A 12,866-nucleotide genomic window follows, 5' to 3' on the forward strand; every position below is an offset into this window, starting at 1 on the left:
CGCTTTGGTAAAGAAACATGCATCTAACCACTTAATATTAGGTGTGATTTCCAGTTCGATAGTCATGGATGTGAACGTTGGATAAAAACCAAATTCAGCTAGAAGATGATCTCACTAAGCTTAAAGGCCAAATAAAATCGGCCCCTAAACATACCTTTAATATTGCGCAGCAATATCGTATCCGCGCGGAACAAATTTTATTTGTGGACGGAGAGATCAAAGCCTTACTCATCATGGCGCAATGCTGTTGGTGCCTAATGGATTACCGACAAGGCTTAAAACTCGTCAAAGACGCTTACAGCAAACAAACACAGCTTGAAACCGACGATCATCTCCCGGAAATTCTCCATCTTTTTGCACTCCAATATTGGGGCCAAGCAAAGTATTATTCCGCGCAACAATATTGGATTAATGCGCTCGAACAATCTGCTCTTGTTGATGATGTTGAAATTCAAATCGAATCTCTAATTGGGCTTGGTAATGTATGGCGCATCACTAATGAACACCAACTTGCCGCTTCAACTCATGAGTTAGCCGTTAAAGTGGCAAACAATGTTCGTATTGCTTGGTTAGAAGGCAAAGCGCGCATCCTATTAGCTTGGGACTATTACTTACTAAATAAGTTTGTCGAGATGCTTACGGTACTAGATGGAGCAACCGAAGTATTAAAAGATCATGATGACAGTACGTGGCAAGCCGAGATCTGGGACTTTAAAGGGTTAGCACTGCTTGGACTAGAACGCCTTGATGCGGCCGAAGAAGCCACCCAAAAAGCCCACCAGCTTGCCATTGAGCATGACCTCGTTTGGATGAAAGCACACTCTTTTATTAGCCGAGCAAGACTTGAGCTTTTGCGCCAAAATACAGACAGCGCTGCCAAGTTGCTACTTGCAGCAGAAGAATCTGCACTCAGTTTCGACCACGGTGAGCTACTCAGCCAAATTTGCTTCCAACAATCACGAGTCGCTGAAGAACAAGGTGACTTTGAGTCTGCGTTTAACGCGTTCAAGAAATACCGTAAGCACGCACTCAAAATGCTCAAAGAACAAACTCATCGAATCAGCATGGATAAAGCAAGAGGCTCTAAACGCCAACTAGAGCAGCGAGCACGTAAGCTGATCAATCATATTCGCTCTCAACACGAATACGACCCTGAAAAACAGTTCTCTAATGTCGTTTCTGAGACCTACTGGTGGGAACAGTTAGTTTTGTTTAAAACGGAGCTCAAACGCTCTAACCACGCCATCATTATGATTCAGCATTCAAACCCCGAAGTTCTCGATGTTTGTACCGAGCTCGTTCATGCATTGACAACCTCCAGCGACCTCATCTCGAGAATTTCCAGTAACAGGCTAGCAATGTTAATTGCAGAAAAAGGTCAAGCAGCAGAAGAGGTCTACCGCACTGTCCAAGCGATGTTAGACATCTATCCATGGAAGCGACGCAGAATCAAAGGCCCGAAACCGATACTGTATTTGCAAGATATCCTGACCTTCCCATTCACGTTAGAACAGCTCGAAGAAAGTTATATTGAGGTAATGAAGAATGGAACAACTGCTTAGCAAGGTGACTGACGCAGGTATCGATCCTTCTTCCGTTTCAGGTGAAGAAGCGATTACGCTATGGGAACACATAGGGTTACATATTGCGTCAACAAACCGAGAGAAAGCGCATTGCTATATCATTAGCGCCGAGTATCGAAGAGAGATCAAACAGCTCAACGACAGCATTAGTGAATTGAAACAAGCGCTTGAGTTGCTTGTTTTACCAGAAGATGTGGAAGATATTCTTTCTGTGAAAGCAAGCTTGAGTGAGCGTTTAGTTGAAGTAGGTGACTACAATGCGGCATTAACCGAGTATGTTGCTTCAACCAATATCGCCGTCGAGTACGGCTATATTGATGAGTACGTATTGGCCATTATTGGAATGGGTAATTTGTGCGATGCCTATGGGGATCACCAACGTGCATTACGTTATTATCAAAAAATAGATGCTATCGATCACGCTATTGGCAGTCGATCCCTACGCCTTCGTTACAAGCTGTACATGCTTGCATGTTATATCAGCTTAAACCGTACCGCAGACGCCAAAGAGTTGCTGAGTGAATGTGAAGAACTGAGCATTCTCGTCAGTGATAAAAACCTCGCCGCGCAAATTCACCTCTACCGAGCCAAATTACATCGTCTGCAAGAAGACTACCCCAATGCGTTGCTGGCTATTTCGAATGTTCAGTATACAACGGGTAGTGCCACGACATACTGGTTATCCACGATGGTCAAAATTGAGACTGCGTATTGTCTAAACGGTGTAGGGCACACTTCTTTAGCTAACTTAACGCTGGACTCCATCAGTAAAAGGATTCAAAAGCAGCTATCTCCTATCGTTACTCAGCATTTTTATAACGCGATGAGTCAAGTTTACGCCTCTCAAGGGTTGTATCAAGAAGCATTAAATTGTGAAAAAAAAGCGCATAGAATCGAATCTGATCTTGTAAAACATATTCCGATCGGTGAGTTAGGGTCTGCTCAACTACGCCGACTTTCACGCTTTGAGTTACAACTCAAACTCATTTTGTCAGAGCTAGAAAACAAAGAACTAAAAGAAACCACCAAGCAGCATAAAAATACTGTTGCTCAGCTACAGCAGGACGTCTTTACCGATCCACTTACGTCTTTACACAACCGACGCTGGTTAGAAGTTAAACTAAAAGATCTACTTCTGCACGATACTGCATTTGCATTGATGGTCATCGATATCGATCACTTCAAATCCATCAATGACGAACTAAGCCACTTGGTGGGCGACAAAGCGATCAAAAGTGTGTCACAGGAACTGGCGTCCTACTTCAGATTTAAAGGCGCATCGTGCGTACGATTTGGTGGTGAAGAGTTCCTCGTGATCCTTGAGAATACCCAACTGGAACGCGCAGAAATGCATGCCGAGAATTATCGTGAACGGATTTATCAATATGGTTGGGACGATATTCTTGGTGAGCGGGGGCTGACCGTATCCATAGGGATTACCTTGCATCGAGAAGGCGAGAATACTCAGCGAACTTTTTATCGTGCAGACAAAGCTCTTTATCGCGCCAAAGCCAATGGCAGAAACCAAGTCTGTACCGAACTTTAAACCATGCCCCGGTTGACACCTGGGGCTTTAGTATACTTTTTACTTATCCTTCCTATATCACTTCACTGCTTGTTTAAATAAGTACTCAGCAACACCTTAACTGCCAATAAACATCAGTGGATACTTACATCGCATAAACATAATTCCTACATAAAAACCGCTTGATTCATCTGTAGTTAAGACAAATACTTAAATTGTTAATTTACGTAGATTTTCCATTTCGCAATACGCACAGGTAAGTAAGATGTTTCTAGACTATTTTGCACTTGGGTTACTCATCTTCGTTGCTTTAGTGATCTTTTACGGAATCATTGTCATTCATGATATTCCATATGAAATCGCCAAAGAGAGAGAGCACCCGCACCAAGACGCAATTCACTACGCTGGCTGGGTCAGCCTTTTCACTTTGCATGCGCTGTGGCCATTTTTATGGATCTGGGCAACATTATGGCGCAAGGAACGCGGCTGGGGTTTTAAACAACTAGAACAAGAAACACACGACATTCATCACCGCCTTGAAGAACTCATCGATGAAGTCAACGAACTCAAAAACGAAGTATCGATGTTGAAACAACAAAAGATTCAGCAAAAGCCTTTGCCTGAACAAAGTAAAGAGGACGAATAATGGACTTATTGCTGATTCTGACTTACGCAGCTCTTTGTATTGCCATTTTTAAAATTTTCAATATTCCTCTAAACAAATGGACCGTTCCAACCGCCGTACTTGGCGGCGTAGTGTTAGTGGGCACACTCGTGCTGCTTATGAACTACAACCACCCATTTACTCAATTAGGTAACCAAGTGTTCCCGACTACGCCTATCGTCTCTGGCGTGCGTGGCCGCGTGGTGGAAGTGCCAGTCCAGGCCAACCAACCGCTCAAAACGGGCGATATTCTTTTCAAAATCGATCCTGTGCCTTTTGAAGCAGAAGTTGCTCGCCTTGAAGCGAAAGTCAAAGAAGCAAGCCAAGGTGCCCTGGGTTTAGAGTCTGATCTAAGAGAAGCAGAAGCTGCTGTATTGAAAGCGCAAGCGGACAGAGATAAAGCACAAAGGGAATTTAGCCGATATCAAAGGGGCTTTGATCGTGGCGCGTTTACTGAACAAGATTTGGATACTCGACGCCAAGCGTATAAAGCGGCAGAAGCCATGTTAGACGTTGCGATTTTGCAACAAGAACAAGCGCAAATCGCTCTGGACTCTGAAATCGGAGGCGAAAATACCCAAGTCGCGCAACTTCTTGCCGAGCTGCGTAAAGCAGAGTTTAACTTAGAGCAAACCGTCGTTCGTGCGCCAACCGATGGTTACGTTACGCAATTGGCTTTACGTCCTGGAGTGATGGCTGTGCCGTTACCGCTTGCCCCAGCAATGACCTTCGTCCATACAGAAGACATTACGTACACCGCGGCATTCAGACAGAACTCATTACAACGCTTGAAGCCAGGCTTTGAAGCAGAATTTATGTTCCGCGCTATCCCGGGCAAAGTGTTCCGTGGCGAAGTCATTGACGTGATTCCAGCCATTGGTGAAAGCCAAATTCAAGCGCGAGGCGCTCTGCTCGGGACTGATGCCTTGCGCACGAGCGGACGTGTTTTTGCGAAGCTGAAAATTACCGACGACTTGAGTGGATACCACCTACCAATGGGTACTGCGGTTGAAGTTGCAGTTTATTCAGACAGCTTTACTCACGTATCAGTGATGCGCAAAGTTCTTATTCGTATGAAGAGCTGGCAGAACTATTTATACCTCGACCATTAATGAACATATAGCGCATTCATTTATCGGTAAAAATAACATCAAACCGTGTAATCAGGGGCTGACGATCAGCCCCTGATTCATTCTAGCCATCCAGATAGATAGCATTCCCACTTTTATTAATATTCTGTATAATGCGCGCCTTATTTTTAATGCTTGCTAAAACCAAAGCCAGTCAAAGGGATGCGTGAATCAAATCACACATTTCCTGAAGAAAAATAGAGCAAACAATAAGCAGCTTGGTTGTTTTGAATATATGTTACACAATCAAATAACTAACGCTTTCCAACAATATAAATGAACGTTCTTTAAAATCGACTATTGAACTGAGGTTATCTATGAATCTTTCCGCTAAAACTGTTGTGGTTATTGCAATCGGTGCTGCTCTTTACGGTATCGGCGGCTTACCTATGTTTGGCATCCCTGTGTTTGCAAACACAACGCTAAAACCAGCAATGGCAGTATTAGCATTGTTCTCAGTACTATTTGGACCACTTGTTGGCTTCTTGGTTGGTTTTATTGGTCACTGGGTTACTGACCTATTTGCAGGTTGGGGCGTATGGCTCACTTGGGTACTTGGTTCAGGTATTGTTGGTTTGATTATCGGTCTATTCCCTTCTCTAACGCGCTACCGTTTGGAGAAAGGTGATTTCAATATGAAAGACTTCGCGTTATTCGTAGTACTTGCGCTATTAGGCAACGTATTTGGTTACGGTTGCTCTGCATTCCTCGACACGATTTTATACGCAGAACCGTTCACTAAAGTGTTTACCCAGCTTTCTATTATCGCGATCGGTAACACCATTCTTATTGCTATTGTTGGCTTCTTCATTCTTAAGTCTGTCGCTAAACGTAACAAGCAAAGCCGTAACTTAACAGAGGCTTAATGTCGAATGACAATCGAATTTTCTAACTTCTCTTTTAGATATGAGTCGCTGGACAAACCGACGCTAAAAAATATCAATCTAAGGATAGAGAAAGGAGAGAAAATCGTCATTATCGGTCCAAGTGGTAGTGGTAAATCTACCCTTGGGCAATGTCTTAACGGACTGATCCCACACGCAATCAAAGGGGAAACCAGTGGAACATTGACCATCAATGGTCAAGACACCGCCCCTTTCGACATGCACCAATACACTGAGCAAGTTGGCACCGTACTGCAAGATACGGACAGCCAATTTGTCGGCTTGAGCATTGGCGAAGACATCGCATTTGCGCTGGAAAACCAGCTAACTTCAAATATCGACATGTACCCATTGGTCAAAGCCACGGCCAAAATGGTCGACTTGGAACAGATGTTAGATCGCTCACCCCACGATTTATCTGGCGGGCAGAAACAGCGTGTTTCTTTGGCGGGCATTCTCGTCGATGACGTCGATATCCTTTTGTTTGATGAACCACTAGCTGCGCTTGACCCTAAAACGGGTAAAAAAACCATCGAGATCATCGATGATCTACACCGCGAAACGGGCAAAACCATCGTAATCATTGAGCATCGTCTTGAAGACGTTCTGCATTGCTCAGTTGACCGTATTATCTTGATGGAAAGCGGCAAAATCATTGCCGATACAACGCCAGATGAAATTTTAGCGTCGCCTCTGCTAGAAGATTACGGCATCCGCGAACCGCTTTATATTTCAGCACTGAAAGAAGCAGGCTGCGCGATTGAGGGCGATGCAAAACCTTCTAGCTTAACTACATTACCGTTGGAGCTATATAAACCGGCAGTACAAGCATGGTTTGATGGTTCAACAGCACAACCACCTAAAACGCCAGCCGAGACTTTGTTTGAAGTCCGTGGCCTCACCTATTCTTACGACGGTGAGAAAAACGCGTTAGAAGACGTGAGTTTTGACATCAAGCGTGGCGAGTTTGTCTCTGTACTTGGCAAAAATGGCTCGGGTAAATCGACCATCACCAAACTGATTATGGGCGTTATTGAAGCGGATAGCGGCTCAATGAGCATAAATGGTCAAGATCTTAACGAACTGACCATCTTCGAGCGTAGCCAGAAAGTGGGCGTGGTGATGCAAAACCCGAATCACATGATTTCCCATCACATGATTTTCGACGAAGTGGCCTTCGGCCTCCGTAATCGTGGCGTTGAAGAGAAACAAATCGAAGCTAAAGTATTTGAAGTCCTTGAGCTGTGCGGTTTGAGCAAATACCGTCACTGGCCAATCGAAGCATTGAGCTACGGCCAGAAAAAGCGCGTAACCATTGCGTCAATTTTGGTATTGGAACCAGAGCTTCTGATCCTTGATGAACCGACGGCAGGTCAGGACTATCGAAACTACACGTCTATGCTGAGTTTCATCGAAAAGCTCAATCGCGAGTTGGGCGTAACCGTGATGATCATCTCTCATGACATGCATTTAGTGCTCGAATACACCACGCGCTCTATCGTGATTGCAGACAGTAAATTAGTCGCGGATGCACCAATGACGCAGGTATTCAGCAGTCCAGAGCTACTAGACCAAGCAAACCTCACCACAACAAGTCTGTTTGAGTTGGCTACGAAAGTTGGCATCGAAGACACCAATGGCTTTATGCAGCATTTTATCAATGTAGAAAAAGCGCACCGCCAACGAAAAAGCGGCGAAGTAAACCAACCAGAGAAAGCTGTGGCATGAAAGACAATAAGATGAAGTTTGGTATCAACTACATCGATACCCAATCACCACTTCATAAGTTGAATGGCATTACTAAGTTCTTGCTTTTCATTGCTTGGGTAACGGTGGTGTTGACCACATTTGACTTGCGAATCATCGCGCTGTTGATCGTGCTTGGTGTAGGCTTATTGAAAATGACCAAAGTGCCCTTTCATGTCTACAAACCGCTGTTATTCGGTACAGGCACGGTATTGCTGATCAATGCCCTGTTTATGTTCGCGTTAGCACCGCAACAAGGTACTGAGTTCATGGGCTCATCAACGGTTTTACTCTCGTTACCCGGTAATTACTCGCTCACTCAAGAGACGTTGTTTTACCTAGTAACAGTGACGTTGAAATACTTCAGCATGTTTCCAATCGCGTTGGTGTTTGTATTTACCACTCACCCGACGGAGTTTTCAGCCAGCTTGAACCGCTTGGGTGTACCTTACAAAATCGCCTATGCCGTAAGCTTAACGCTGCGCTACTTGCCGGAAGTGAAAAAGGACTTTGTTAACATCATGCACGCGCAACAAGCACGCGGAGTAGAACTGAGCAAGAAGGCTCCGTTGTTCACTCGTATGAAGAACGTCGCGAAGATTCTTGGACCTCTGATTTTCTCTAGTTTAGACAGAGCCGATCAAATCTCAAACGCGATGACGCTACGTGGTTTTGGCCGCCACTCCTCTCGCACTTGGTACAGCTTAAAACCACTGACCAAAGCCGATATGATCTGCATGGCTGGGATTGCGGTGATAGTGATTGCTGCAATCAGCAAGCGTGTGATGGACACACAACTGTTCTGGTATCCGTTTTAAATTCTGAAGCTTCAAACTGAACATAACGTGGTTAGTGTTGTGACCACGTTATCTTCCGTCTTTCCCCTCGATAACTCGCCTGCTGGCTTCTTGCTTGCAAGTATTCAAAAGAAGCGGTAATTTCAGCGGCTCGCTGATGTGCCAGAAAGTTGCTTATTCAAACGACCAACATGAACTAAACTCATCAGTTTTATCAGGGGCTTAATGATCAACTGCGCACTGCCCACGATGAAAAGCCAAGTACCACTTTCAATCAACGAATCATTCAAAAAGAAAAAGCTACCAATTAAAAACCAAATAGCAATGAGTAGGTCGTTTGCAGCACCTAACGCCTCATAGCGGCGCTGAATAACGATGTGACGGCTTCCTAGATCTAAATCCAACTCTCTGCCATGTATCTGCACTGTATAGCTCCCCTCTTATTGTTTCGCGTCAGTTATGCCCAAGTTATTTCGAAATACTTAGTTCTAAACCCTAACGGACGTAGCATGCATTGACAACCATTGGGGGGATTATCTATTTGCAATCAAAAGAAAAGGGCGCATAAGCACCCTTTTCAGCGAGTCTAATTACAGGTATTCGCTTTAATGATTAGATAGTGAGTGCCAACTTAACTCCACTTCAACAAGCGAGTTTCGTTGCCTTCTTCCGGCTTCGCTGGAATATTGAGTGACAACAGCAAGCTCACTGCTGCCATACCAGCGCCGATGTAAAATACGCTCGCAGGTGAAACAAGCCAGATGACACCAAACGTAACAGGTATTACAACTGCAGCAATATGGTTAATCGTAAACGCAACGCCTGCGGTCGACGCCATATCGGCAGGATCGGCAATTTTTTGGAAGTAGGTTTTAATCGCAAGCGCTAACGCGAAAAATAAATGATCGACAACATACAATGCTGCCGCCCACTCTGCCGTTTGCACCAAACCGTACCCGACGAACACGAAGATCAAACCGACGTATTCAAACATCAACGCTTTGCGCTCACCAACAACGCCGATAAAACGGCCTATTCGCTTCGCAAACAAGAAGTTAAAGACATAGTTAATCAGGAACAGCAACGTAATATCTGCGGCGGAGTAACCAAACTTTTCTACCATCAAGAAGCCAGCGAACACCGTAAAAATTTGACGGCGTGCTCCACTCATAAACGTAAGCGCATAGTATAACCAGTAACGTTTACGCAGGATGAGCTTCTTGTTCTGAGGCACTTTTGTCTTAAATTGTGGGAAGGCAAATGCCATCACCAAAATGAGCACAAAACCTAAACCACCAGCCATTAAATAGACCGTTTTAAAATCAAGTTTGAGCTGTTCGAGCGAAACCCAAATGGCGCCGTAGGTAAACAGAGAAGCCAAAGCTCCAACAGAAATAAACTTACCCAGCATTTCTGGCGCTTCTTCTTTAGATAGCCATTGTAAAGACAAAGACTGCTTGAGTGTTTCAAAGTAATGGAAGCCGGTGGACATTAACAAGGTTGTAAAAAGTAGACCGTACAAAGTGGGAAAATAACCTGTTAATGCCGTACCAAGCGTAAGCATCGCCAAAGAGACGAGCATAAAGCGTTGCTCTCGGATAAACAGCAATACAAACACGGCGGTAAAGGCCAAAAAACCCGGAATTTCGCGCACACTTTGCAATAGGCCTATGTCGGCACCATCAAAGTTTGCTTTCTCGATAACAAAGTTGTTCAACAACGCCATCCAGGTAGAAAAAGCAATGGGCACGATAATGGAAATTAACAGGAGGAAATTTTGCGGCGTTCTCCAGCCGTGCGATGAGGTAGTCATGATGTTTCCTTTAAATATGAAGGCATCATCATAGCTTTAAATGTAACAAATTCGCAATATCATTATTATTTTCAGCCCAGAGCAAGCAGATATGGCTGAGGGATATTGTTATGAAGATAAACATCGCGCTTAACTCCTTGGCTAAGCGCGATGTTCAAGTATCAAGAGAAATAAAGCATGAGTAAATGTGCTCAGTGGCTTAATCAATGACTTTTACTGATAGGCGATTTTTAAATTCAAACACATGTTCTGGACATACATCCAAACAACGACCACAGCTAATGCAGTTTTGATCCATAACTCGACGATCTCCCTCTTTCAAAGGCTGCCGAAGCACTTCTGGTTCTGGGCAAACGTAAAAGCAATCCATGCATTTGGTGCAATCTTCGCGCCGAACAGCAGTAACGCGCAACAGGCTTTTTCGGCCTATCACGCCATAGGTAGCCCCCAGTGGACATAAGTGCCCACACCACCCATGCTCAACCAAGAGTAAATCCAACACGAACACTAGGGCGATCAACACCCAACCTGCGCCCATACCAAACACCAACCCGCGATGCAGTGCCGCCACCGGATCTAACCATGTCCAAAGAATTGCGCCAGACAGCGCACTGCCCAACATCAAAACAGGGATCAGCCAATAACGAATCACGGGAGACCAACGATAGCTCGCTTTAATGTTGAGCTTTCGACGCAGCCACGCCGCCAAGTCTGTAACGATGTTCAACGGGCACACCCAAGCACAAAATGCGCGCGGCGCCAAAATCGCGTAAAACGCAACGACAATCACTACGCCTAACAACGCATTAAACTCCGGAACATGCCCTGTCGCCAAAGCTTGAAGCACAATTAACGGGTCACTTAACGGCACGGTATCGAGCAACATACTTGATGACAGATTACCAGTTAGAATTCCCAACGTCGGCCCAGCCATAAACAGCGCAATGATGGTGAACTGACATAGCCGACGTAAAATCAAAAACCGATGCGCGCGCCACCAACCAAGCTTTTCAAGCGCTTCTTTGCCAGCATTTTGAGCTAAATTCTTTGCCATTACTTACCTCCTTTTAGCGATTCAAGCGTACCTTCCGGCACAGGCGTCTCACTAGGAAGGATATTTTCGAGTGGTTTGTCGATCTCTTTCCAACCAAAATTGTAGTGGCTGCCCACTTTGCCTTTCGCCAAATCCGTCGGGACGACTTTAATAGCAGCGACATCCAACACGCACGCTTGTTCACACTTACCGCATCCGGTACACACTTCGGAATTCACTGTTGGGATAAGTTTGGCGTGATAACCGGTTCGGTCGTTGTGAACCATCTCTAATGTGATGGCTTCATCAATCAGCGGACAAACGCGATAACAAACGTCGCATCGTAACCCTTGCCAGTTAAGGCAAGTTTCATGGTCAATAAGAACCGCTGTACCCATTCGAGCATCATCAATATCGGTTAGTTTCGGAGCCAGCGCCCCACTCGGACAAGCGACAACACAAGGAATGTCTTCGCACATTTCGCAGGGAATATCGCGTGCAGTAAAGTAAGGTGAGCCAGTCGCGACGGGTGAAAGTAATGTCGCAAGTTTCAAGGTATCGTAAGGACATGCCTGAACACACAAGCCACATCGAATACAAGCTGATTCGAAATCGCCTTCCGGCAGTGCACCAGGCGGACGAATAGGCACACCTTTGGTTTCTCGAGCTTGGCTTTGTAGCGATTGTAAGCCCAATACACACGCAGCTGCGCCAACACCAGCCGCAGTTCGAGCTGTATCACGCAAAAATCGGCGCCGACTTTGCGATATTTTAGACTGAGAGGATTTCATGCTATTTCCTCAACAAAACTCCCTTATCAAGTTAAGCATAAATAGCCCTAAACGTGTCGTTTCCCTATACCTCATAGGAGGTAACCCCATCCTCTATTGATTCAAGTCAACTGACGCACAGTGCCGTCGTCACAGTTTGACTAAATGCGTTTATTTACTGCGACATGAAATTCACCACGATACTCTGCAGTACGCGCCATTCTCAGTACAATAATTCAACACCTTTGCAATCTACTCGCTCAATTCGATGATAAACCACTACTAAAAATTCAAAAAATGACATCATAACAAGCTAATTTAAAAGGCATTTATCCATTAAACATAAAAAAACACTATCCAAATAAGAAAACTGTGGTTAGATTAAAAATTAAAACTAAAAAGCGAAGGAGAGAGGCATGGAAATTATCGTACGTCCAACGACCGTCGAAGACGCAGCGGCACTCGTAGAAATCTATTCACAACCAAAAGCACAACGTGAAACCCTGCAACTCCCAAAGCCTTCGCTCGCGATGTGGGTGGAAAGATTGTCAAACATACCTGATGGTGTTTATAGCTATGTCGCTGAAATTGATGGTAAAGTCGTCGGAAATATTGGCTTTCACCACTCTCTACGTCCAAGAACGATGCACACGGCATCGTTTGGCATCGGAGTACATGATAGTTTCCATGGACTCGGTATTGGTAGCAAATTGATAGAAACAGTCACTGAACTAGCAGATAACTGGTTAAATGTGAGAAGAATTCAGATAGAGGTCAATGCCGATAACGACGCCGCCATTGGGCTTTATAAAAAGCATGGATTTCAAATTGAAGGTGAAGCGATTGACGGTTCCTTCCGTGATGGTGAATTCATCAATACCTATTACATGGCGCGCATCAGACCAGGCCAAAGATAAAACA

General features: G+C 44.8%; 12 protein-coding genes. 8 read left to right on the forward strand and 4 right to left on the reverse strand.

All coding sequences use genetic code 11. The annotated features are described in order from the left end of the window. Positions 1–77: 77 nt before the first annotated feature. The 7 genes from R7D93_RS02160 (at position 78) to R7D93_RS02190 (ending at position 8,350) form a co-directional block, all read left to right on the forward strand. Positions 78–1,562, forward strand: a complete 1,485-nt coding sequence (locus tag R7D93_RS02160; RefSeq protein ID WP_213966372.1) for a hypothetical protein — start codon at positions 78–80, stop codon at positions 1,560–1,562. Beyond that, the gene (locus tag R7D93_RS02165; RefSeq protein ID WP_053307917.1) at positions 1,546–3,129 is read left to right on the forward strand and encodes a GGDEF domain-containing protein; all 1,584 of its coding nucleotides are present in this window, start codon (positions 1,546–1,548) and stop codon (positions 3,127–3,129) included. Before R7D93_RS02160 ends, R7D93_RS02165 begins: the two co-directional genes overlap by 17 nt. Before the next feature lie 244 nt (positions 3,130–3,373). Then, on the forward strand, positions 3,374–3,754 hold the full coding sequence (locus tag R7D93_RS02170; protein WP_005375135.1) for a DUF3302 domain-containing protein: 381 nt from the start codon (positions 3,374–3,376) through the stop codon (positions 3,752–3,754). Then, positions 3,754–4,884 (forward strand): HlyD family secretion protein, encoded by a 1,131-nt coding sequence (locus R7D93_RS02175; RefSeq protein ID WP_005375134.1) that lies wholly within the window; start codon positions 3,754–3,756, stop codon positions 4,882–4,884. Before R7D93_RS02170 ends, R7D93_RS02175 begins: the two co-directional genes overlap by 1 nt. A gap of 335 nt (positions 4,885–5,219) precedes the next feature. After that, positions 5,220–5,768 (forward strand): ECF-type riboflavin transporter substrate-binding protein, encoded by a 549-nt coding sequence (locus R7D93_RS02180; RefSeq protein ID WP_005375133.1) that lies wholly within the window; start codon positions 5,220–5,222, stop codon positions 5,766–5,768. A gap of 6 nt (positions 5,769–5,774) precedes the next feature. After that, positions 5,775–7,514, forward strand: a complete 1,740-nt coding sequence (locus R7D93_RS02185; protein WP_213966373.1) for an ABC transporter ATP-binding protein — start codon at positions 5,775–5,777, stop codon at positions 7,512–7,514. Then, positions 7,511–8,350, forward strand: a complete 840-nt coding sequence (locus R7D93_RS02190; RefSeq protein WP_033906719.1) for an energy-coupling factor transporter transmembrane component T family protein — start codon at positions 7,511–7,513, stop codon at positions 8,348–8,350. The genes R7D93_RS02185 and R7D93_RS02190 overlap by 4 nt, the downstream gene beginning before the upstream one ends. A gap of 122 nt (positions 8,351–8,472) precedes the next feature. On the opposite strand, the gene R7D93_RS02195 is transcribed toward R7D93_RS02190, so the two are convergent. The 4 genes from R7D93_RS02195 to napG form a co-directional block, all read right to left on the reverse strand. Beyond that, positions 8,473–8,754 (reverse strand): YrhK family protein, encoded by a 282-nt coding sequence (locus R7D93_RS02195; RefSeq protein ID WP_025768568.1) that lies wholly within the window; start codon positions 8,752–8,754, stop codon positions 8,473–8,475. Between the two features lie 206 nt (positions 8,755–8,960). Then, positions 8,961–10,142, reverse strand: a complete 1,182-nt coding sequence (locus R7D93_RS02200) for an MFS transporter (RefSeq protein ID WP_005375129.1) — start codon at positions 10,140–10,142, stop codon at positions 8,961–8,963. 199 nt (positions 10,143–10,341) lie between these two features. Beyond that, positions 10,342–11,196: a quinol dehydrogenase ferredoxin subunit NapH gene (napH, locus tag R7D93_RS02205; protein ID WP_065275473.1), complete on the reverse strand. Its 855-nt coding sequence runs from the start codon at positions 11,194–11,196 to the stop codon at positions 10,342–10,344. Continuing rightward, positions 11,196–11,966, reverse strand: a complete 771-nt coding sequence (gene napG / locus R7D93_RS02210; protein WP_225495663.1) for a ferredoxin-type protein NapG — start codon at positions 11,964–11,966, stop codon at positions 11,196–11,198. Before napG ends, napH begins: the two co-directional genes overlap by 1 nt. A 395-nt stretch (positions 11,967–12,361) precedes the next feature. Between napG and R7D93_RS02215 the strand changes: the two genes are divergently transcribed. After that, positions 12,362–12,862, forward strand: a complete 501-nt coding sequence (locus R7D93_RS02215; protein WP_017820512.1) for a GNAT family N-acetyltransferase — start codon at positions 12,362–12,364, stop codon at positions 12,860–12,862. Positions 12,863–12,866: the final 4 nt, after the last annotated feature.

The organism is Vibrio sp. YT-15 (assembly GCF_033337445.1).
GTDB lineage: Bacteria > Pseudomonadota > Gammaproteobacteria > Enterobacterales > Vibrionaceae > Vibrio > Vibrio alginolyticus.